Source organism: Paraburkholderia xenovorans (genome assembly GCF_046030735.1).
In the GTDB taxonomy this organism is placed as follows: domain Bacteria; phylum Pseudomonadota; class Gammaproteobacteria; order Burkholderiales; family Burkholderiaceae; genus Paraburkholderia; species Paraburkholderia xenovorans_A.
Genome location: NZ_JAQQBV010000002.1, coordinates 276,447 through 298,729, shown reverse-complemented (window position 1 = coordinate 298,729; position 22,283 = coordinate 276,447). Strand labels below are relative to the sequence as shown.

Annotated in this window: 19 protein-coding genes; 12 read left to right on the top strand and 7 right to left on the bottom strand. The window is 63.0% G+C overall.

The window, feature by feature from the left end; all coding sequences use genetic code 11:
- Window positions 1-42: 42 nt before the first annotated feature.
- The 4 genes from PQQ51_RS03030 to PQQ51_RS03015 form a co-directional block, all read right to left on the bottom strand.
- Window positions 43-3,969 (bottom strand): tetratricopeptide repeat protein, encoded by a 3,927-nt coding sequence (locus PQQ51_RS03030; protein ID WP_408494712.1) that lies wholly within the window; start codon window positions 3,967-3,969, stop codon window positions 43-45.
- The gene (locus tag PQQ51_RS03025) at window positions 3,944-6,898 is read right to left on the bottom strand and encodes a bifunctional glycoside hydrolase/polysaccharide deacetylase family protein (protein ID WP_408494710.1); all 2,955 of its coding nucleotides are present in this window, start codon (window positions 6,896-6,898) and stop codon (window positions 3,944-3,946) included. Before PQQ51_RS03025 ends, PQQ51_RS03030 begins: the two co-directional genes overlap by 26 nt.
- A gap of 200 nt (window positions 6,899-7,098) precedes the next feature.
- Window positions 7,099-8,418, bottom strand: coding sequence for a cation:proton antiporter (locus tag PQQ51_RS03020; RefSeq protein ID WP_408494708.1), 1,320 nt, complete (start codon window positions 8,416-8,418; stop codon window positions 7,099-7,101).
- A 104-nt stretch (window positions 8,419-8,522) separates the two neighbouring features.
- On the bottom strand, window positions 8,523-9,050 hold the full coding sequence (locus PQQ51_RS03015; protein ID WP_408494706.1) for a PRC-barrel domain-containing protein: 528 nt from the start codon (window positions 9,048-9,050) through the stop codon (window positions 8,523-8,525).
- A gap of 308 nt (window positions 9,051-9,358) precedes the next feature.
- Between PQQ51_RS03015 and PQQ51_RS03010 the strand changes: the two genes are divergently transcribed.
- Window positions 9,359-9,652 carry a hypothetical protein gene (locus PQQ51_RS03010; protein ID WP_408494704.1) on the top strand — a complete coding sequence of 98 codons (294 nt, stop codon included), beginning with the start codon at window positions 9,359-9,361 and terminating at the stop codon, window positions 9,650-9,652.
- A gap of 87 nt (window positions 9,653-9,739) precedes the next feature.
- Here PQQ51_RS03010 and PQQ51_RS03005 read toward each other — a convergent pair whose 3' ends face one another.
- Complete coding sequence (locus PQQ51_RS03005) at window positions 9,740-10,972, bottom strand: DNA topoisomerase IB (RefSeq protein ID WP_408494702.1); 1,233 nt, start codon at window positions 10,970-10,972, stop codon at window positions 9,740-9,742.
- Between the two features lie 184 nt (window positions 10,973-11,156).
- On the opposite strand from PQQ51_RS03005, the gene PQQ51_RS03000 reads away from it, so the two are divergent.
- The 5 genes from PQQ51_RS03000 to PQQ51_RS02980 all read left to right on the top strand — a co-directional run bounded on the left by PQQ51_RS03000 (window position 11,157) and on the right by PQQ51_RS02980 (window position 13,850).
- Window positions 11,157-11,498 carry a chemotaxis protein gene (locus tag PQQ51_RS03000; RefSeq protein ID WP_408494699.1) on the top strand — a complete coding sequence of 114 codons (342 nt, stop codon included), beginning with the start codon at window positions 11,157-11,159 and terminating at the stop codon, window positions 11,496-11,498.
- Between the two features lie 167 nt (window positions 11,499-11,665).
- On the top strand, window positions 11,666-12,220 hold the full coding sequence (locus tag PQQ51_RS02995) for a type 1 glutamine amidotransferase domain-containing protein (RefSeq protein WP_408494697.1): 555 nt from the start codon (window positions 11,666-11,668) through the stop codon (window positions 12,218-12,220).
- Window positions 12,221-12,278: 58 nt separating this feature from the next.
- The gene (locus PQQ51_RS02990; RefSeq protein ID WP_408494695.1) at window positions 12,279-12,845 is read left to right on the top strand and encodes a DUF4142 domain-containing protein; all 567 of its coding nucleotides are present in this window, start codon (window positions 12,279-12,281) and stop codon (window positions 12,843-12,845) included.
- On the top strand, window positions 12,842-13,186 hold the full coding sequence (locus tag PQQ51_RS02985; protein WP_408494693.1) for a DUF1488 family protein: 345 nt from the start codon (window positions 12,842-12,844) through the stop codon (window positions 13,184-13,186). The genes PQQ51_RS02990 and PQQ51_RS02985 overlap by 4 nt, the downstream gene beginning before the upstream one ends.
- An 85-nt stretch (window positions 13,187-13,271) precedes the next feature.
- Window positions 13,272-13,850, top strand: coding sequence for a hypothetical protein (locus PQQ51_RS02980; protein WP_408494691.1), 579 nt, complete (start codon window positions 13,272-13,274; stop codon window positions 13,848-13,850).
- Between the two features lie 137 nt (window positions 13,851-13,987).
- On the opposite strand, the gene PQQ51_RS02975 is transcribed toward PQQ51_RS02980, so the two are convergent.
- A complete protein-coding gene (locus tag PQQ51_RS02975; protein WP_408494689.1) occupies window positions 13,988-14,230 on the bottom strand; it encodes a hypothetical protein in 243 nt (80 codons plus the stop codon).
- A gap of 302 nt (window positions 14,231-14,532) precedes the next feature.
- Here PQQ51_RS02975 and PQQ51_RS02970 point away from each other — a divergent pair, with 302 nt between their 5' ends.
- Window positions 14,533-14,985 (top strand): PA2169 family four-helix-bundle protein, encoded by a 453-nt coding sequence (locus PQQ51_RS02970; RefSeq protein WP_408494687.1) that lies wholly within the window; start codon window positions 14,533-14,535, stop codon window positions 14,983-14,985.
- Between the two features lie 211 nt (window positions 14,986-15,196).
- On the opposite strand, the gene PQQ51_RS02965 is transcribed toward PQQ51_RS02970, so the two are convergent.
- Window positions 15,197-15,535: a BON domain-containing protein gene (locus tag PQQ51_RS02965; RefSeq protein ID WP_408494685.1), complete on the bottom strand. Its 339-nt coding sequence runs from the start codon at window positions 15,533-15,535 to the stop codon at window positions 15,197-15,199.
- 499 nt (window positions 15,536-16,034) lie between these two features.
- Here PQQ51_RS02965 and PQQ51_RS02960 point away from each other — a divergent pair, with 499 nt between their 5' ends.
- The 5 genes from PQQ51_RS02960 to PQQ51_RS02940 all read left to right on the top strand — a co-directional run bounded on the left by PQQ51_RS02960 (window position 16,035) and on the right by PQQ51_RS02940 (window position 22,184).
- Window positions 16,035-17,522, top strand: a complete 1,488-nt coding sequence (locus tag PQQ51_RS02960) for an RNA polymerase factor sigma-54 (RefSeq protein ID WP_408494683.1) — start codon at window positions 16,035-16,037, stop codon at window positions 17,520-17,522.
- Window positions 17,523-18,495: 973 nt separating this feature from the next.
- Window positions 18,496-19,242, top strand: a complete 747-nt coding sequence (locus PQQ51_RS02955; protein WP_408494681.1) for a FadR/GntR family transcriptional regulator — start codon at window positions 18,496-18,498, stop codon at window positions 19,240-19,242.
- A gap of 239 nt (window positions 19,243-19,481) precedes the next feature.
- Window positions 19,482-20,225, top strand: coding sequence for a (Fe-S)-binding protein (locus PQQ51_RS02950; protein WP_408494679.1), 744 nt, complete (start codon window positions 19,482-19,484; stop codon window positions 20,223-20,225).
- Window positions 20,222-21,613 carry a lactate utilization protein B gene (locus tag PQQ51_RS02945; protein WP_408494677.1) on the top strand — a complete coding sequence of 464 codons (1,392 nt, stop codon included), beginning with the start codon at window positions 20,222-20,224 and terminating at the stop codon, window positions 21,611-21,613. Before PQQ51_RS02950 ends, PQQ51_RS02945 begins: the two co-directional genes overlap by 4 nt.
- A complete protein-coding gene (locus PQQ51_RS02940; protein ID WP_408494675.1) occupies window positions 21,600-22,184 on the top strand; it encodes a LutC/YkgG family protein in 585 nt (194 codons plus the stop codon). The genes PQQ51_RS02945 and PQQ51_RS02940 overlap by 14 nt, the downstream gene beginning before the upstream one ends.
- Window positions 22,185-22,283: the final 99 nt, after the last annotated feature.

Sequence of the window (22,283 nt, the reverse complement as noted above, 5' to 3'; positions counted from 1 at the left end):
CTGCATGTCGTGGCCTTTCAAGCCGCGTGCCTCGTGATTCTTCTAGTAAAGCCACTGATATCGCGCGCCGAGTTCCTTCACCGAGGTCGAGTGATTCGACGACGCGCCCTGATACAGCCCATAGATCAGCACCTGATCGGAGCCGAACAGGCTGCCGACGAGTCCCGCCATCACCTGGCCCGACCAGCCCGCGCGCGAGTCGCGCAGCGGGCCGGCGGAGAACATCGGCCGCCACGCCTTCGAATAGTTTTCCGGCAGGTCGTCGCCGAATGAAAATAGCAGGCCGCCTTGCGTGAAGGTCTGCGGCATGAACGACTGCGCGTCGAAGGCCGTACCGGCCGGCAACAGGTTGCGCAGCGCCGCGCCAGGCGTGCCGTTCGCGCTGTACTGGCCGTGCGAGAACACCGCGCGGATCGTGTAGTCGGGATAGTCGGCCTTGATCTTGTAGCCGGCGTTCAATTCGACCAGATGACCGTCGCCGAGCGACGAGCGATCCTGGCCGTGAAAGCGCGCGTATTCGTAGCGGCCGCCGCCGAACCAGTGCGAATCGGCCCGGTAATTGAAGCCCACCGAAGCGAGATCCTTCACGCCGGCCACCGACAGTTGCGTGGTTTCCGTCGCGGCCTGGTTGTAGCCCGCGGCATAGGTCAGCGTGAGTTTCGGATTCACCGCATAGGTGCCCTCGACGCGCGCGGTCACGAAGTCCTTCAGTGCCTCGCGGCGGCCGACGATCACATGTTCCTCGTCATACTGGCCTTTGTGCTGATACACGCCTTCGAGCAGGCGGTCGTGGTTCGGCGCATTGGGCAGCGACGCGGCATCGGTCGACTGATCGCGCTGACGGTAGCGCAATTGCAGCGCCTGCGAAGGCGTCAGACGCACGCCGCCGGTGATCGATTCTTCGCTGAAGCGCAACGGCCCCTGGTCGCTGTAGCGCACCGATGGCGCCACCGCCTGCGCATTGCTCAGCAGACGGTCGTGCAACTGACCCTGCATCACGCTGTCGTTCGGCAGGCTCGTCTGCGACTCGAACGCGGTGGTTTGCGCGGCCGCGTTGCGACCCGTCAGCGTCTGCGCGTCGACCTTGTTCTGCCGCGGGATCAGATCGGGCAGCGTGTCGAGCAGCCGCGAAAGTTCGTTGACGTCGCCGTCGTTGATTGCCAGTTGCGCTTGCGCATACACAGGGCGCGTGCTCCGCTGGATGTACTGCTTTTCGAGCCACGCGCGCTCCATGTCGGGTTCGTCCTGCGTCTGGGCCCACGAAATCGCGGCTTCGCGTGCGATCGCCGAGTACACGCGCTGCTCTTTTTTCAGCGCGTCCTGTTGCGCGGGCGGCAGCAGGCCGATGTCGCCGAGTGCGGACTGCTGCGTCGTGCTGGATTGCGCGTCGTCGCGGCGATCGGCGCGCAGCATTTCGATCAGCACCGCGCGCGAGCGGTCGCCGCTGTCGAACAGCGTCGCCAGTGAAACGTAGCGGCCGCGCAAGTCGTCCTGATCGGCGGCGGACAGCGCGCTCGCCTGCGCCGGATCGCGCGGGCGCCGCGCGAGTTCGAGCCAGACGCTGCGACGCAGGCGCCAGGCCTCGTCGATGCGGCTATTCAGTTCCAATGCGTCCGCATAGGTGAGGCGCCACAGCGGGCTTTGCGCGGCGGAGCCCGGTTGTGCACCCTGTGCTGTCTGTCCTGCCTGCTTGTGCAGATAGTGCAGTGCGGCGCGGCCGTCGCCGAGCCGCATCGACGCAGCCGCATACGGCGCCCACAGCGGCGGGTCGTCTTCGGCGTCGCTCGAATAACGGCGCATCGCGTTGCGTAACTCCGCGTCCGTGCCGTGATCCGTGAGCATCCACAGATAGGCGGCGCGGGCCTCGGTGTTGTCCGGCGCGATGCTCGCGGCGCGGCGGATATCGCGCGCGGCGTCGTCCACCGCGCCGGTTTGGCGCTCGTAGTCGGCCCGCGCGAGCAGGAATGCCGCGGACTGTTCGGCGGCCGCGCGCTCCTGCGGCGACAGCGAAGCCAGCAACGCGCGAATCCGGCCCCACGCGCGGGCTCGCTGATAGTTGTAGAGCGCTTGCGGCAGCGTGCGCGGCGGGCCGCCGTGACGGTACGCATATTCGGCGAGCCGGCCGGCGTCGAGCGGCGAATCGCTGTAGAAGCCGGTCATTGCTTCGTAGTCGTCGGCATCGGCTTTGCCGCCCGCGATCAGCGCGCGATAGCCGGCGTTGACCTCGTGTGGATGCTGGACCGTATTGGCGAGCAGCGCGTAGAAGCGCCAGAAGTCGGTATCGGTGTTCGGCGCGGCGCGCTTCGATTCGTTCATCGCGGCGAGCGCGGCGTCGAATTGCGTGCGGGTGTAGAGCACGGTGGCGATCTGCAAACCGTACGCGCTGTTGGGCCCGAACTCGCGTTCGAGATCGCGGTAGCTGCGCAACGCGAGGTCGTCGTCGCCCTTGCGGTTGGCGAGCGCCGCGTAGCGTTCCAGCACCGCGCGCCGCTGCGCGCCCTGCATCCGCGATTGCAGGAAACGCAGCGCGCTGTCGGGGTCGCCGAGCTGTTCGTACGAGAACACCACCGCGTCGATCAGTTTGAGGTCGCCGGGCTGTTGTTCGGATCGATGCAGCGTGAGCGCCAGCACGGCGGCGTTGTCGTTGAGGCCGGGCGCGAGACGCGCGACCTGTTGCCATGCGTTCGCGTCGCCGCCGTTTTGCGCGAGCGCGAGGTAGTTCTTCAACGCGACCTGCGGTTGATGATTCCATTCCGCGACTTGCGCAAGACGCCCGCGCCACAGCGCGGATTGCGGGTCCTGGTCGAGTGCGCTTTGTGCGATGCGCTGTGCGTCGGCGACGTTGCCGTTGGCGAGGAACACGCGATAGGCGAGTTCGTTGTCGTTGCCGGAAGCAGTGGGGGCTGGCGTTGCGCTGGCGGCGACTGGACGAAAGCCACCGCCGTAACGTGCATCATCGCCTGAAAAAACCGCGCCACGCAGCCCGCGCCATCGAGGAGCCGGGCGATACCACGCGGCGCGCAGCCACACACCTCGCTCGTTGCGATATTCAACGAGCTCAGCCTTCTGATCGACCTTCAGCGTTGCGCGCCGGATCTCCCGTGGCGTCACCGAGGACATCTTGAGCAATCGCTTCACGTACCGCTCGGCCAGATCGGGACGGCCTGCGGCGAGCGCCAGATTGGCGAGGTAGCGCAACGTGTCGGGATCGTCGGCGAGATCGCCGAGGTGCGTGTTTGCGGCCTGAAGCGCGGCGACCGGATCGTTGCCGGCCTGCAATGCCTGCACGCCGGCCATGAAACGCTTGCGCCGCTCGTCCAGCGTGCTCGCATGGCGTTGCGCGTCGAACCACGCGTCGGCGGCCGCCGCATACCGCCCGTTGCCGAGTTCCGTCTGCGCGAGATCGATCAGCCAGCCGCTCGCATGCGCGGGGTCGCGCTGGATCAACTGACGGTAGTAGCGCGCCGCGAGTTCGCTGTCGTTCAGACCGCGCGCCTGCCGCGCGAGCACCGCCAGTTGTTCGATGTCCCATTGATAAGCGGCCGCTTCGCGCAGTACCGCGTCGAGCTCGCGCATCCGCGCGGCCCGCGCCGGATCGTCCGGCTTCAACGCATACAGACGCTGCTGCGCGATCGACACGCGAATCGCCAGCGCGCCTTGCCGCGCGGCCGGATCGTTCGAATGCTGAAGACGCTCGAGCACGCGCGCCGCGTCGGCGATCCGCTGGCCCTTCAGGTACTCGCGCGTCAACGCGGACAACACGTCCGCATTGTCGGGATTGATGCGCAGCCATGCTTCCAGATACGCGATCGTCAGGCCGTCCGCGTTGACGCCGCCGAGCAGCCGGCTTTCGAGCTTCTCGCGCGGAAAGGCGAGCACCAGCATCAGCGCGGTGAGCGCGCCGAGGACGAGGATGACGGCCGGCGAAAAGAGCCGTTGCCGCTCAGGTGCCGCAGGCGACATCGACATGCAATTGGTGGGGATCGTTGGAAACAGTTCGGCGGCTCACGCGGCAGGCGCCGGCGTTGGCCACCCGCCATTGCGGCGCGATCCGCGCGCGCAGATCGAATGAGAAGCCGCTCGTGTTGCGCTCGAAACGCTCGATGCGGCCGTTCGCTTCCGCGAGATACGGCACACGCGATGCGCGCCGCGCGGCGGCCGCGTCGATCACCGCGAAGCTGGCCTCGCTGTCGGCCAGATGCACATATGTGCCGCCGGGGCCGGGCAGATAGCCCGCCACGCCGACCGCGCTCGCCATGTCCGGCACCTTGCCCACCGGCAGGCGCACGGTGCGCAACTGGCCGGCGTCGCGCACGACCCAGCGTTCGCCGTCGCGTGCAATGCTCATGTCGAGAAAATCGAGCACCTTGCGCGCGTATTCGGACGAGAACACGGGATTCACCGGCTGCCGCAGCACGGTGTCGAAGATTTCCTGCAAGGCCTTCACCGATGCGAGTTTGGTGCCGGAGAACATGTGATAGTAGATGTCCATCGGCTTGAAGCGGATCGGCTGATCGGTCATCGCGAAGGTTTCGAGCACGCGCGAGAAGCCGTAGTACGGGCCGTGCCACAGGTCCGTGTACAACTCCTCGTTCTGGTTCGGCGCGAACACCTGGTAGTAGCCGTCCTTCATCACGCCGAGCGGCGCGATCGCGGTCCAGCTCGGATAGCGTTGGGTGATCACCGTGTCGCCGCCGTTCATGTTCAGCACGCCGGCGTCATAAGCGGCCTTCAGCACCGGCGCGGGCACCTGGCAGTCGCCGCTCCACAGCACCATGCGCACCGGTTTCGCGGACGGCGAGATCTGTTTGTCGATGTAGCCGATCGAGCCGCTCACTTCGCGATCGATATTGAAGCGATAACCGGGGATGTCGATCGAGAGACCGGTGTTGCTGGTCTGGCTGCCGCCTTCGGTGGGCGCGTCCTTGTCGTTCGAGATGCCGAGGCCGGTTACGCGCATCCATTGCAGCGGGTGCGTGTAGGTGTGCGTCGCGACTTCGACGTTCGGCAGTTCGAAGATGCGCCGCCCGAGCGTACGCAGGTGCGCCGCGAAAGCCTTGTAGGGCCCTTCGTCGCTCACTTCGCCTTCGATCAGCGACACGGTGGTCGGCATGCCGGAGTCGCGCAGCAAACGCAGCAGCACGTCGCCGGAATATTGCGGCGACGCGTCGGTGTTCGTTGTGCCCTGGTCGCTGAACTCGGCGCGCGACGCGAAACCGTCGCCGTCGATATGCGACATCAGCAGGCGCCGGCCGTTTTCCGTGGTGGTGTCGGGCACCGGCATGTCGGCGGGCAAACGTAGCGCGGCCTGCAAAAACGCGATCGGCTGCGTGACCCAGCGCGCCTGATTCACCGCGCCGAGATCGAACACGCCGAACGGGCGCATCGCGTAGCCGCCCCACGGTGTGAGCGCGGCGCCGTCGATCACGAAATCGCCGGAGCGCAGCCGCAGCAGCGAGCGACTGTGCGAACCGACGCGCACCGCCGTGTAATCGTGCGGATCGGGACGCGGCTTCATCTCGAAGCCCATCAATTGCGGGTCGGACGATTCGACTTCGAGTTTGCCGTTCACCGTTTGGCCGGGCACGATCTGCAAGTCGAGTTTTTGCGCGAGCACCGGATCGAGCTGCGTGCCGAACGACGTGAACACCGCGATCGGCAGACCCGCGTCGATCTGCGCGAGCAGCCACGCGCGGTAGTCTTTCGCGCGCGGCACGTCGTTATTCATCCACAGCACGATGCCGGCGTAGCGCTCGCGCAGATCGCCTTGCGGCAACGGCTCGCGGGCGTCGGCGAAATCGATCCGGTAGCCGAGATAGTTGAGCGGCATCGAGAGGAAGCGCACGCCCGGCGACACGTTCAGATCGGTGCGCGCGGGCGGATCCTGAATCACCAGAATGCGGCGCCGCAGCGGTTCGACGGCACCCACGCCCATGCTGGCGAGCGCGCCGTCGGTCACGTACGGCACGATGCCAAGCGCACGGATTTTCGTGACGGCGTCGCGTTGGCACGCGTGATCGGCGGGCGCGCAATAATCGATTGAAATAACCGGAAGGCGGTATTGCTCGCGAATTGTCGTGGCCTGCGCGATCAGCCATTCGCGATCGGCTTGCGGGACTTCGGTATAACGCTGCTGCGCCTGATTCCAGCCGCGATATAAAGACTCGAATGCGACTGCATAAACCAGCGCGTGAATTTGCGGCAGGATTTCGAAACCGCGATTGAATATCAGCTTTGCATCGGGGTAACGGTTTTTGATTGCGCGGATTACCGCAATCAGGCCGGCTTGTTGACGCGCACGGTCTTCATCGGTTTTAGCGACGAGTTGCCATGAATCGAGTGTATCGAGAAAAAAGCCGCGATAGCCTTTATCCCACAGCGGTGCAATCACGTGTTCGACATACCATGCGGGCCAGCCCGGCTGGCTTTGATCGACCACCCGGGACGCCCACGCTTCGTTGTGGCCGGCCAGCCATTCCTTGGGCAGCGCCGCGTAGTAATCGCGCGAGGGCAGTACTTCGCCGACGCTCGCGTAAGCAAACCAGGTGGTGTGCGGCAGCGCATGCGCGCGCGGATTGAAGCCGCTGTCGGGCTCGACCACGGCGGCGTCGTAGGCGGACAGCAGTTCGACGGGCGGGTTCTTGCCGTAGTACAGCGCGAACGAAGGCAGCGCGTTCGAGGATGCCGGCGCATTCTGTTCGGGCAAGGGTGAAGGTAAGGGCGCGGCCGAGGTGCCGGCGCTAGCGCCATGCAGCCATGCGAATACCGCGAATACGGTCAGGGCCGCAAGCCGGACGATACGGCGAGCAGCCGTGCGTAGAGCCGAGATGACACGCGCCGTTTGCGCGAGCGGGTACAACACAGCCCTGACGAAGGAGCGCGAGCCAAGCCGTGTCATTTATACACGGTATTCAGGTGAACGGCATAAATGACCCGGCACTTTCGCATCGATGTCTTCCCGCTCCCTGTTATGAGTTAGCGGCTATCTTAGATAGAAAAGACTAAAGCGCCTAGCCTCGATTTACGGTTTTTATCTAATTCTGACTGCCAATCGATGCGATTTTCTTCTAACTCATGCGGTATGAATTGTTTGAAACGCTATTGTTCGCGGCTTCTCAACCGGTGATACCAGTTCATCAACGGCGTGGCCGATACACCATGAATCACCACTGACGCCACGACTACCGCGAGCGTCAGCGGTACGAGGGGTTGCACGTCGGCGGCGGCGCCATGTTCGAGCGCGTAAGTCAGGTAGTAAAACGAACCAATGCCGCGGATGCCGAACCAGCTCATCAAACGCCGCTGGGTCGGGCTCGCGTTTGAACCGAGCAGCGACAGTTCCACTGCCGCCGGCCGCACGATCACGAACAGCGTGACGGTGAGCGCCACCGTCTGCCACGTGAAGAGCGGCACCCGCAGCGTCGCGAGCACGTTGCCGATCATCGCCATCACCGCCACTTCGGCAATGCGTTCGAGTTCGATCGTGAAGCCCAGCACCGATTCCGTCATATAAGCGTGCGCTTTACGCGGATTCGCGGCGGTCGCCTCGACGTCCTCCGAGTCGACCGTGCCGATCGCCTCGCGCGCTGAAACGTCGCCGCTCGCGCGATGCTCGACGCGGCGCATCGCGACGCCCGCGGCGAACACCGCGAGAAAGCCGTAGGTATGCGCGAGTTGCGCGGCGCCGAACGACAGCTCGATCAAACCCAGCGCGAAGAAACCTTCGAGGCCGAGCGCCTGCGCATGGCGCGTGCGCAGCCAGGTGACCGCATGCGTGGTGGCCCAGCCGAGCACGCCGCCAATCGCGATGGCGCCCGCCACGCCCCACACCATGCCGCCGGCCAGTCCCACGGTCAGCACGTCGCCGGCGTCGGCGGCGGGGGTCGCGCAGAGCGCGAGACCGAGCAGTGCGAAGGGCAGCGCGATGCCGTCGTTCAGGCCGCCTTCGCCGGACAGCGCGAAGCGCAGCAGATCGTGATCGCCGGGATCGTGGACCTGGACGTCGTGGGCAAGCACCGGGTCGGTCGGCGCGAGGATGGCGGCGAGCAGCAGCGACGGTCCCCAGCCGAGGTGCAGCACATACACGCCGAACAGCGTCAGGAGCGGAATGGTCGCGAGCATCGCGAGAAAGCCCAGGCGCAGCGGCACGGTCCAGAGCTTTTCGAAAACACCGAGCCGCAAGCGCAGGCCGATCGCGAACAGCGACACGAGCAGCGCGATCTCGGTGATGGTGCGCAGCAGATGCGCGTCGGCGGCGATGTCGATGTCGAGCAGACCGAGCCACGGCGGCCCGAGCGCGTAGCCGATCGCGAGATAGAACATCGCGGCGCTGACGGGCAGGCGCCGGAACGTGGTCGCGGCAATGCCCATGAAAACGAGCACGGCGCCGACTATCAGAAACCACAGAGTTTCGTGCATGAGCATCCGGTTGGGGCCACGTTGCCCATGGGCAGAGGCGGCCGGTTGCCGGGTGACGGCAGCCGGCGCATCGCCGCATCGCTGCGCCGCACTACGCGGCCGGATTACAGCTTGAGTCCGCCCGCCTCGGGCGCATCCGACGACCCCGGCGGGATATCGCCGACGCCGACATCGTCGCGCCTGTCATCGCGCTCGCGGCCCCAATACGGCTCACTGCCGTAGTACTGATGCACGGAGGTCGCCCAGGTCGGGTCGGCCATTGAAGGCCAATGATCCTTGTCGAAGCCCGGTGCGTTCTTCACGCGCTCGGCGGTCATCGCGAGCGCGAAACGCTTTTCCTGCGTGTCGAGCGTGAGCGCATGCCATGGAATGGCCAGCAGCTTGTCGCCGATGCCGAGAAAGCCGCCGCTCGACAGCACCGCATACGCGATGCGCCCCGAGCGCACGTCGAGCATGATGTCCTTGATCTTGCCGATGTCTTCACCGTCGCTGCTGATCACCTTGTTGCCGTCAAGAGTGGCGGCGGCCATCACGTCCGGACCGGGGCCGTCGGCGCTGGCCCCGCCTTCGCCGACGATGCGCGCGCCTTGGCTCTGGCGCATACCGGCTTGCGTCTGTGTCTGGTTGAACATGATCTGACTCCTCTACGGATGGGTATGCGGAGGCATCAGCAACCGGCGTTCCTCGTGCCTGGGGGCTGCCGTTAGCCGGATGCGCGACGAGGGGCCGCGTTTCGCCGGATCGATTGCGCCACGAGGCGCGTAAAGCATGCTGATGCATTTGAAATTATTGCGCCGGCTCGGTTGCCAACGAGACTCTTATGGATGAGCGTCCATGCGGCATAGCCCTTGCTGTATGAAAGACAGCTACGCGAACGATTGACGGTCCTGCCGCGCAACGGTTTCGCGTTGGTCATTCACATTGAACAGGGAGATTCTCAATGAATTATTCAAAGACATTGCTGGTGTCGGCACTTCTCGCCATGTCGGGCGCCGTGTTCGCGCAAGCCGGCGGCGGCAACGGTAACGGCGGCAACTCGGGCACCGGCGGTTCAGGTAACGCTCACGGCGCAGCCACCGCAGCACCGACGACCGATGGTCAGGCGGCTTCCGGCGCGATGAGTTCGAGCTCGTCGAAAATGCATCACACGTCGAAGACGAAGGCGAAGAAACCGAAGACGGATTCGACCAACATGCCCGGTGCCGACGCGAGCAGCGATACGAAAGGGCAGTGATGGTTCGTTTGCTTTGTGCTCCGGCAGCGGCAGCGGTGGCAGCTGCCGCTGCCGACGCGAGCCATCGAACGACACGTCAGGCGGCGTTCAACGCGCGCTTTGCGCACCTGCTTTTGCTGCGGTCTTCGCGGCCGCCGCTTTACGCACCACGCGCGATTTCTTCAGCAACGTAGTCAGCGACTGGTCGATGCTGTCGTTCACCGCCGATTCGCGCGCCTTGCGGCCCTTCGCTCCCGCCTGACGCGCCAGTTTCATTGCGCGCTTTTCCGCATGCGCAAGGAAAGCGGCAAAGGCCACTTCATCGACGCGCAGACCGCGGCGTACCTGGCCCGGCGGCAGGCTTTGCAACTCATCGGCCTCGAACGCGCTGATCACGGCGGGATGGATGTAGCAGCGCCGGCATACCGCGGGCGTATTGCGCAGCAAGCTCGCGACGTCTTTCACCGTCGCCACGATATGACGCCTTGCTTCGGTCGCGCTGCTACAGATCAGGCGCCGCAATGCGGCGAGCGCATAGACGCTGCCGGCCCACGTCCGGTAATCCTTCGCGGTGAAGTCCGCGTCGCTTGCGCGGCGCAGGTAGTCGTTGATGTCGGCTGAACCCACGGTGCGGCGCGTGCCGTCTTCGTCGAGATACTGGAACAGGTCGTGGCCCGGCAACTCCGCGCAGCGTCGCACGATGCGCTTGACGCGCGGATTGTTCACCGTCACGTCGTGTTCGATTCCGCTCTTGCCGCGAAACTTGAAACGCAACTGGCCGGCCTCGAGTTTCAGGTGCTTTTTACGCAGCGTGGTCAAGCCGTATGACTGATTGTCCCGCGCGTACTCGACGCTGCCGATCCGGATCAACGTGCTGTCGAGCAATTGCACGATCGCGGCGATGACCTTGTCGCACGGCATGCCCGGCAGTTGCAGATCGCGCGCGACGCGCGCGCGGATCTTCGGCAACGCGCGGCCGAACTCGGCCATGCGCTCGTATTTGTCGGCGTCGCGTGTTTCGCGCCAGCGTGGGTGATAACGGTACTGCTTGCGTCCGCGCGCGTCGCGCCCCGTCGCCTGAATATGGCCGCGCGGGTCAGGGCAAATCCACACATTCTCGTAGGCGGGCGGAATCGCAAGCGCGTTGATGCGTTTGATTTCATCTTCGTCGTCGATGCGCTCGCCCTTCAGATCGAAGTACACGAAGCGGTCTTTTTCGCGCTCGCGGGTGTAGCCGGGACGGCTGTCGTCCGCGTGTCGCAAGCCGGGCGGCATCGCCGTGGGCGCCGGTTGAGGGGCACTGTCTTCGCTGCGGCGTTGGGACGGAGGGGTAGCTGGCATGGTGATGGGTAGAAGTTTCAAGCATGAGGCGCGCATTCGCACCGGTGTGCTCCACCAAGCAAAGGCGGTGCCCGCGACTCGCCTTGCTGCATGCGGACATAGCGCAGGTAGCGCAGGTATTCGTCGGCGGAACGGTCCTTGCGAATCATCGCTACGGGTACTGGATCAACCAAAGGAGAGCGCCATGAGCAGCACGCTGAATCCCGATGAAGAACCGCAACAGCAGGTGAAGCAAACGTCCGGTACGACAGGCGCACTCGGACCGAGCGATTCGTCCGATAGCGGCAGCGACGTCGCCGGCGCGAAGCGCCATGAATTCGACGTCGATTCCGAACTCGACAATCACGCGCTCGAAACCGGCGACACCGAACTCGGCAGCGATACCGACCGCTACGGTACCGGCGAGCGCGCGTCGGCCGACGGCGATTCGACGTTGGTGGAGGACGGCGACATCGAACCCGATCGCATCGTCGGTCCGGGTGTCGACGACGATGACGGTCTCGACGACGACCCGCAAGGACTGTGATTGCGCCTTTCGCGCAAGTTGTAGCAGGGCGGGCGGTGTGCGCATTGCGGCGCGGAAAACATGGATCGGTTCATCAGACGGATCGCATGGGCACATCTTTTGCTGATTGATCTACATGAGCATTTCGGGGCGCGCCGGCCCCGGCACTCATCCAAGGAGAAGTACGCATGGCTGATACGTTGAAGGGATACAAAGTGGCAGTGCTCGCCGTCGACGGTTTCGAGCAGGCCGAACTGATTGAACCGAAACGCGCGCTCGCAGAAGCGGGCGCGACGGTGCACGTGATCTCGGCGAAACCCGGCACGATCCAGGGCTTCAAACACGTGGACAAGGGCGACACGGTCGACGTGGATGCGACTTTCGACAAGGCGAGCGCGGACGACTACGACGCCGTGGTGTTACCGGGCGGCGTGGTGAACGGCGACGCGATCCGGCTGTTGCCGCAAGCGCGCGCGTTCGTGAAAGCCGCGGACAACGCGAAAAAGCCGCTTGCAGTGATTTGCCACGGCGCGTGGCTGCCGGTCTCGGCGGGCATCATCAGCGGACGCACGTTGACGAGCTGGCCGAGCCTGCAGGACGACATTCGCAACGCGGGCGGCACATGGGTCGATAAGGAAGTGGTCGAGGACGGCAATCTTATTTCGAGCCGCAAGCCCGACGATCTTCCCGCTTTCAACAAGACGCTGATTGCGCAGTTGTCGTCGAAGCGCAAAGCCGCATAAGTCACGCCGCGTGGCGCGGGCTTCGTCCCGATGGAAAAGTGAACTAGGGAGAAAATGCATGAAATTCCGGTATTCCCTACAAGTGATGAGCGTCGCGCTGGGGCTTGGGCTCGGCGTGTTTTCCATCGGCGCTTACGCGCAAGCGAGCGATGCGCCGGCCGGCGATGCGCCGGTCGGCGGCACGAAGCTTTCGCCCGCGGATCAGCAGTTCGTGCAGGACGCCTCTCAGTCCGACGCCACTGAAATCGCGGCCAGCAAACTCGCGCTGAAGAATTCCAGCGATCCGCACGTGAAGAAATTCGCGCAGCAGATGATCGTCGACCACACGAAGCTATCGCGCGGAATGGGTGCGCTCGCCGCGAAGAAGGGGCTGGCGACGGCTCCGTCCGCCGATTCGGCGCTGGTCGGCAAGTTGCAGACATTAAAGGGTAAGGAATTCGATCAGGCGTACGTCGAACAGGTCGGACTCGAAGCGCATCAACGGGCCGTCGATCTGTTCACGCAGGAAAGCCAGAGCGGTACCGACTCGCAACTGAAGGCCGCGGCCGCGCATGCGTTGCCGACCATCAAACATCACCTCGCGATGGCGCAGCAACTGGCCGGCGCAATGAAGGGTTCGTCATGAACGCGATCCTGCCACGGCCGGCCTATGAGGACTCCCTTATGCAGATCACTTTTCCTGACGACGAACCTGCTTTCGACGGCGCGAATCTGACCGTGCGCTTCCTCGCGCGCGTGGATGGGGAGCAGGTCGTGTGCGCGATCACCGCGGAGGCCCTGGAAGATCACTTCGGCGCCGAATCCGCACTGGAAGCCACGCTGATTTCCGCGTTCGACAAGGGTCGCCAGCGCATCCGTTCGGTCTGCGCGGAAGCGCTCGACCAGAACGACGGCGTGGGTGTCGTGTTGCATAGCGGACTGTTCAGAGTAGAAGGTATGGAACCGGATCGCGGGACTTTGGCGTAGTTCCGGGTTATACGGTTGCCGCGCGCGCGTCATGCGTGGATGCGGCCAGCGGCGCGATCTCCAGTCAACGATGCAAGGAGGCCTTATGTCACTCATCGTCGCAGCACGTTTCACCACGTTCCCCGCCGCTGAAGAAGCGGCGCAAAAGTTATTCAACGCAGGGTTCGTCGAAGAAGACGTCACGCTGTTTTTCGTCAATCCGCGCGGCCAGCACGCGCGTTATCCGATCGGCGGCGACACTCACACCGACGCGGGATCGAAGAATGCGCCGAAAGGCGCCGGACTTGGCGTGACCCTTGGAGCGGTTGCGGGCGCGGTGGTCGGCGTCGGAATCTTCGCGGCGTTCTCGGCGCCGCTGATCGTTTCGTTGATTGCGGCGGGCGTCGGCGCTTATGTCGGTTCGCTGGTCGGCGCGATGTCGCGCACTCGCGACGGTCAAGCCGCACACTCGGCAGCGTTGCACGCAGAAACACGCGATTCAGGTGTGCTGGTTGCCGTGCACGTGTCGCCGGACAATCAGTTCGACGCCGCGCGCGTGTTGCGCGACGCCGGAGGCGTCGCGATCGAGCGCGCGAGCGGCCGTTGGCAACAGGGGCGCTGGGCGGATTTCGATCCGCTGAAGGAACCGCAGCCGATCGAGGAATTCGCGCAGAAGCATGCGTGAGCGGAAGCGCCTGGCAGGCGACCACCGAGCAGATGACAAAACGGCCCGACACATGTCGGGCCGTTTTGCGTTGAATGGTTTGCGACAGCGCGGCATTTGTCGTTGGCGGGTTAATCCGGCATCCGAACTAATCAATATCAAACCCAAATACGCTGTGCCCCACGCGCCTGCTTCTGCGCGCGATCCGTTTCGCGCTCGCCACGTGTCGGCTCGCAGCCGGCCGGTACGAGCCCGTCATGCGCCGCGCCACACGCCAGCGCCGGCGTTGCCGAAGATGGCGCATCTTGCGGCAAGGTGTGCTCGCGAATCTGCAACACCGCCGCTGAAGTGACGATCGCGACGCCCACCAGAAATTCGGTGCTCCTGATTTTCATCTTCATCGGTTTCTCCCTGTCGTTATTGCCTGCCCATTTTTTTCAATTCGTGCGTGCATCCTGGCGCGCCTGGGCGCAGCATCTTAAGCAACCTGTGTGCCATTGGCTAAACGCTTGCTGGGCGGGGATCGCAGAGCGGCGCGAAGGTCCCGGCGCGGGCAACATTTACGCGCGTTGGCAAAGTTGGCCACGCGCGCCCGGCGGCGCACGCCGGGCACGGCGCATGCGTTCCTCTCAATGAACCCCGCAGCCGCATCGAAACGCGCGGCGACGGATTCCACTTCAACGAAATCCCTGGAGGTACTTAGATGGCTACGAACGTTGTTTCCGTGCTGAACGATCTGGTCGAAACGTCGAAGGACGGCGAGAAGGGCTTTCGCAAGGCTGCTGAGGACGCTCATGACGCGCAACTGAAAACGCTGTTTCTGTCGCGTGCCGAAGACTGCACGCGCGGCGCTCGCGAGTTGCAGGATGCAGTTCAGGCTTTGGGTGGCAAGCCGGAAACGGGCGGCAGCGTGAGCGGTGCGCTGCATCGCGGCTGGGTCGACGTGAAATCGGCCGTGACGGATCGCAGCGATCACGCGATTCTCGCTGAATGCGAAAAAGGCGAGGATGTCGCCAAGAAGCGCTATCACGATGCACTGGAGAAGGACTTGCCGCTTGACGTGCGTGCGATCGTCGAGCGTCAGTATCAGGGTGTGTTGCAGAACCACGACCGCGTGCGTGATCTGCGCGATCAATACGCGGCGGCTAAGCGTTAATCGGTATTCGCTGATCGATGGGAGCGGCGCCTGATGGGCGCCGTTTTTTTGGGGCGTATCGGCACATCGATATCTGGTGCGCCGAAAAAGCAGCGCAGGAAGATGCATTAAAAAAACCGTCCACACTCGCGTGCGGACGGTTTTTTCGTGTTGCCCTGAAGCGTGGCAGGGGCCGGTCGCGCCCGGCCCCTGCCTACAGGCTCGCGCGATCTTATTCGGCGGCGACCTTCAGGTGGTTCTTCACGCTCGTCACGCCGTTGACGTTTTCGACCACTTGCAGAGCAGCGGCTTTGTCCTCAGCCGACGGCACCGAGCCCGTCAGATAGACCACGCCCTTGCGGGTCTTCACGTGGATGTGCGTGGATTTGACGTTTTTCGCGCCGAGCAGGTCAGCCTTCACCTTGGTTGTGATGGTGCCGTCGTCGACGTGCTGGCCGATGGTTTCGGATGCCGACGACGGAGCCGACGCGCTGGTTTGTGCCGTTGCGTTCAGTGCGAATGCAACACAAGCGATGCTACCTGCAGTCTTCAGAAATTGGATGGTCTTCATGGTTTCTCCTTCGGGTGTTGATGAAAATTGCGGTCTTGTTGCCTGCGGTCGATCACGGTTGAAACCGTTGATGACACGCGTGGGGTCGTTGCCGCTACGGTTCCGTCAGGGCCCGTTATCGACACCGGACGACGTCCTATGCAGGTGTCCCGGCTGTGCCGATTCGCATGCAAAGAACGACGCCCGTCCACATAGGGCTCAACGCAATCGCTGTGCCCGCGGCCCCGATCGAACGCTGCCATGCAGCAAAACCCGTTACGGGATAAGCATTTAGGCTGAAGAATGTATTTGCGCGAAGCCACGCCGCGCGCTGGGAGAGCGTGGCCGGCCCAAGACCGGAAATTGCCGGGTACTTGTAAAAAATGGCGGCCGCGACTTGCGCAATTGGCGGGCCTGAAAAAGCAAAGCGTAGAAAAAACAGCAGGTTGCGCGAACTGGTACGACTGTTGCTCTACAGAGGTCACCTGTCAATTCTCAGCTATCAAGGGACCTCACTACAATGCCTTCAATTGAACTTCGCACAAGGCAGTCTCTCGCACTCACGCCGCGCCTGCAGCAATCTGTGCGACTGTTGCAGTTGTCGTCTCTGGAGTTTCAGCAGGAGTTGCGCACCGCGCTCGACACCAACCCGTTCCTCGAGTACGACTCGACCGACACCGAAGACGTAGCGCTCGCCACTGCGTCAACGGGCGACGACGCGTCGATGCCTGCCACCGATACCGTCGCCGCAGCCGAACCGGATTCGCTGCCGGCCGATAGCGGCAGCAGCGACACGATGGAAAGCGCAGGGCAGGACGGCCCGGACGATATGCCCGGCGACTTCTCCGGCGATTACAGCAGCCGTAGTTCATCGCGCCAGAACGGCGATTCCGATAGCAGCGACCCTGCAGAATGGGCGCGCTCGCAACCCACGCTGCGCGAGCAACTGCACGACTCGCTGCGCCTGTATCGCCTCGACGACCGCGACCGCGCGGTGGCCCGCTTCGTCATCGAAGCGCTCGACGACGACGGTTATCTGCGTCAGGAGCTTTCCGATCTCGCCGACAGCGTCGATCTCGAACCGGAACTCACTGAAGAAGAATTGCTGGTGGCGCTGCGCCTCGTGCAGTCGCTCGATCGACCAGGGCTTGGCGCGCGTTCGCTGTCCGAGTGTTTGTCGCTGCAGGTGAATGCGTTGCCGTCGGACACGCCGGGGCGCGATGTCGCGAAGCAGATCGTCGAGCATCATCTCGAACGTCTCGCGCGTCGCGAGCAGGCCGAACTGCAGAAGCAGATCGGCTGCAGCGCAGAGGAACTGCGCGTGGCCTGCGCGCTGGTGCGCAAGCTCGATCCGAAGCCGGGCAACAGCTACGGCCGCACGGAAGACAACTACGTAGTGCCGGATGTGATCGTGCGCCAGGCGCGTAACAAGTGGGTAGTGCAGATCAATCCAGCCGTGCAGCCGCGTGCGCGCATTCACCGCATGTATGCGGAGCTGTTTGCGCAGTCGGCCGGCGCGAGCCGCTCGCCGCTCGCGCAGCAACTGCAGGAAGCGCGCTGGCTGATCCGCAATGCGCAGCAGCGCTTCGATACGATTCAGCGGGTCGCCGAATGCATCGTCGCGCATCAGAAAGCGTTCTTCCAGTACGGAGAGATCGCGTTGAAGCCGATGGTTTTGCGCGACGTGGCCGAAGAACTCGGTCTGCATGAATCGACGATCTCGCGCGCCACCGGCAACAAATATATGGCTACGCCGCGCGGCATCTTCGAGTTCAAGCACTTCTTCCCGCGTGAACTCGGCACGGAAAGCGGCGGCACCTGTTCGGCCGCTGCGGTGCGCGCGCTGCTCAAGGAAATGATCGCCGCGGAAAATGCCCGCGATCCGCTTTCCGATGTGACGCTCGCCAAGATGCTCGCCGATCAGGGCGTGCTGGTTGCGCGCCGCACGGTGGCGAAGTATCGCCATCTGATGAAGGTGCCGCCGGCGGAATTGCGCCGGCAGATTTGACCGTGTCGAGCATGTCGCGTGGTTATCCACGCGACAGAAAGCAGATCGTTGCGATGCTTTGCGCGTGCGTTCGTCAGCCGCAAACCCGGAAGTGCTCCCAGTGCCATCCATAGTAGCCGTCGTCGGGAACGCGGCGGCGCGCCCACGAGCAGGAGGGCGGCCGCGGGACCATAACGACCTGAGGTGGGGCGGTGACGACCACGGGCGGCGGTGGAGGTGAAGCTACGACGACTCCGGGCGCTGGTGTCTCTATTATCGTCGGGGGGCTCTGTGTCATCACTACTTGCGCCATTGCCGGTTGAGCGAGAAAAATGGAGATGAGCGCAGCGTAAATGGCCGCCATCGAATAGCCACGCATGCCGACGCCTTGTCGATTTGCAAAATGTGATGTGAGCATTTCAGTGTCCAGGAAAGTGGTATTAACAAACGTTAAACAACGGCTTAACGCCAGTGGCCTGAATGCCAATAGCCCCAGGCGTCATAGTGCGGCGGCACCCATTGCGCTGGACCGACAGGTGCAACGACACAACCTGTGAGAATCAGGCTCACTGCAAAGAACAGAGCCCTAATAGAGAAGCACTTCAACATGGTTCGTTAGTTATGGAAAAAGCGGTGTTTATCGATATCACCCTGGTCCTTGGTTTATGGCTATACGGCCAATCGACGGTTCTTGAAATTGATGTGCTACTAAACAATTTATAAATACATTTAACACTTGTATCAGACCGACTTGCGACTCCCAATTGCGTCGTAAGTAATATGGGTATTCAAGGGTGGATATTGTCGTGTTTTGTTGGTCTGGAATTAAAATCTGTACGTTTTGACTCGTGCCGTTACATGCTTACTGGGTGTAATTTTTGGTCCCCATTCCGGTACGGTGTTCATGGATGCGGTAATGAGCGGCGGACCCGCGAGGTGCGAACGCTATAATTCGCGTTCCAAACCCGCGCGAGTCGCGTCTGCCCCTCACATCATGCCTTTCCGCCCGATTCAGTCCTTTACGCGCAAGCGACTCTCCGACGTCGTGTCCGACCAGATCAAGCAATTGATCTCGGACGGCACGTTGATGCCCGGCGACCGCTTGCCCGCGGAGCGCGATCTGGCCACGCAGCTGGGCGTGTCGCGGCCTTCGTTGCGCGAAGCGCTGATCCGTCTGGAAGCGGACGGGTATATCGAAACCTCGGGCCGCGGCGGCTTTACGGTGGTCGACGTCACCGCGCCGATCATTTCGAAACCGCTTGCGGAACTGCTGCTGCAGAATCCTCGCACTAGTGCCGACATTCTCGAATTGCGCCAGGGACTCGAAGCGATTTCGACCGTGTACGCGGCCGAACGCGCCACCGCGGCTGACCGGCAGAAAATCGCTGAAGCATTCGAAGCGTTGAAAGCTGGTTCGCTGTCGCAAGACCGCACGAATCTCGCCGAGCTTGACGCGGCCTTTCACCTCGCGATTGCCGACTCCACGCATAACATCGCACTCGCTCATGTGATGCACGGCATCCACACGCTGATTCACGAAGGCATGCGCCAATACCATCGTCTGATCGATTACGACGACGCGATGGAAAAGCAGTTGATGACCCAGCATCAGGCGATCTACGACGCCGTGATGGCGCGCGACGCCCAGAAAGCCCGCAAGGCCGCGGAGCGGCATTTGTCGTTTGTGCGCGAGATCTACCGCGAAGACGCGGCAAATCCTTCGCCTCGCACGATTCCCTGAAACTGCGCGGCGACCGCGTCGCGCACGGTCCAATCCCCCGTTGACACCCTCAGGCGACTTCCTTATATTCTTGGTCTGACCAACATGACCAGTCATACAAAATCATCCTTTGTAGGCTAAACGAATGGATGGTCTGTGCTGCTACTGCGGTTGCGCCGTGCAGCGCCGCACGTTTCCGCAGTAGAGTAGGCAAGTGAGTACGCAAATCCCCGGCCGTCGCTTTTCCCCACAATGAGCTTATGAAAGTCGCCCTGTTTATCCCGTGCTTCATCGACGCGTTCTATCCCGAGGTCGGCATCGCCACGCTTGAATTGCTCGAGCGCTTCGGCATCGAGGTCGACTATCCGCAGGAGCAGACCTGCTGCGGTCAGCCGATGGCCAACAGCGGCGCACAGGCCGACGCTGCGGGCACCGAACGCGTGTTCGCACGCAACTTTGCGGGTTACGACTACATCGTCGGGCCGTCGGCGAGTTGCATTCATCATGTTCGCGAGCATCTGATTGCGATCGAGCAGACCGACGAGGTCAGGAAAGTACGCGCGAGCGCTTATGAACTCGTCGAGTTTCTGCACGATGTGGTCGGCGCGCGCGAGTTTCCGTGGGCCGAGTTTCCGCACCGCGTCGGCTTGCACAACAGTTGCAGCGCGTTGCGGCATCTGAAGGAGGCGTCGGTGTCCGAGATCGCCGGCGTGCCGTTCTCGAAACCCCGCACGTTGCTCGAAGGCGTAAAGGGCATCGAATTCGTGAAACCGGCGCGGCCGGACGAATGCTGCGGTTTCGGCGGCACGTTCTCGGTGACGGAAGAGCCGGTCTCCGTGCGCATGGGACAGGACAAGGTTCGTGATCATCTGCAAGCGGGCGCGGAATACATCGTGTCGGGCGACATGTCGTGTCTGATGCACCAGCAAGGCTGCGCGGAGCGCATGAAAGCCGATGCGCGTTTTATCCATATCGCGCAGGTCCTCAACGGAGCGCGCGTATGAGCCGCATCGATCACGCGAAGGCCGCGGGGGCTTTCATCGGCAAGACGGAGCATGTCGCGTTTCACGACAAGCGCTTATGGGATTTGCGCGAGAAGCGCGATGCGCAGGCGCACGGCATCGCCGAATGGGAGACGCTGCGCGAACTCGCGTCCGGCATCAAGGAACACACGCTGTCGTATCTGTCGGGCTATCTGGAACAGTTCGCAGCGGCCGCCGAGGCGAACGGCGTGACCGTGCATTGGGCGGCGACCGCTGAGGAACACAACGCGCTCGTGCACCAGATCATGTCCGAGCGCGGCATGACCACGCTCGTCAAAAGCAAATCCATGCTCACCGACGAATGCAAGATGCGCGAGTACCTCGAGCCGCGCGGCATCACGGTGATGGAAACCGATCTCGGCGAACGCATCCAGCAGCTCGATCATCAGGACCCGAGTCACATGGTGGTGCCCGCGGTTCATAAACTGCGCGCGGACGTGGCCGAGCTGTTCGGCCGCACGATCGGCACCGATCCGAAGAATAGCGACATCCACTATCTGGCCGAAAGCCAGCGGATGAATACGCGGCCTTATTTCGTGCGCGAGAAAACGGCTGGCATGACCGGTTGCAATTTCGCAGTCGCGGAGACGGGCACGGTGGTGGTGTGCACGAATGAAGGCAATGCCGATCTGTCGGCGAACGTGCCGCCGTTGCATATCGCGTCGATCGGGATCGAGAAGCTGATTCCGAAAGTGTCGGACCTCGGCGTGTTTATCCGCATGCTGTCGCGCAGCGCGCTCGGTTCGCCGATCACGCAATACACGTCGCATTTTCGTGCGCCACGTCCCGGCACCGAGATGCATTTCATTCTCGTCGACCATGGCCGCTCCGAGCGGCTGGCGATGGAAGACTTCTGGTATTCGCTCAAATGCATTCGTTGCGGCGCGTGCATGAATACTTGTCCGGTGTACCGGCGCAGCGGCGGCCTCTCGTATGGCGGCACTTATTCCGGACCGATCGGCGCGATCATCAATCCGACTTTCGATCTGAAGCGCTATAGCGCGTTGCCGTTCGCATCGACGCTGAATGGTAGTTGTACGAACGTATGTCCGGTGAAGATCAATATTCACGAGCAGATCTACAAGTGGCGCACGGTCATTACCGAGCGTCATGAAGTGCCGTTCGTGAAGCAGGAAGTGTTGAAGATGGCGGGGCGTCTGCTCGCGAGTCCGACTTTGTATCGCGCGACGGTGTCGTCGATGGGCGGCGCATTGCGGCGTTTGCCCAATTTCGTGCTGTACAACCCGCTGAACATCTGGGGCAGGCAGCGCGAATTGCCGGAGGCGCCGAAGCTGACCTTCCATGCCTGGTACAAAAAGAATCGAGGAGGTGGCGATGGCAACGCGTGAGGCTTTTCTGGCGAAGGTGCGTTCCGCGCAACCGCCGGTTCGTCAACGGCCCGAGGTGCCGTTGTTCGAGTCGGCGGGCGGCGATTTGCGTGCGCGTTTTACCGCGGCGTTGCAGGCGATGGGCGGCACGTGCGTCGAAGTCGCGACTGCAAGCGAGGTGCTCGGGTTGATCCGGGAACGCTTCGGCGATCAGGCGTCGATTGCGTCGGCTACGGCCGAGGTGCAGGGCACGCGCACGCTCGCGGCCGATACGGAGCCGGCTTCGCTGCAGGATGTCGACGTGGGGGTGGTGCGGGCGCGCTTCGGTGTCGCTGAGACGGGCTCCGTGTGGTTCAGCGAGCGCGAGTATGTGGTCAATGCGCTGGGGTACATCGTCCAGCATCTGGTGGTGCTGGTCGACCCGGCGCAGTTGATCGACGGTTTGCAGGACGTGTACCGGCGTGACGATTTCCGCGAGGCTCGCTATGCGGCGCTGGTGACGGGGCCGTCGGCGACGGCGGACATCGAAGGCGTGCTGATTCGCGGAGCGCAGGGGGTGCGGTCGCTGACGGTGGTGTGGGTGGCGTCATAAATGAGGGCGGCAATGCAGAATCTTCCTCAACTGACCACATGCTATACTGACTCGGTGATCGGTATTGGATTGAAATTTACATTTATAATCAACTGATTG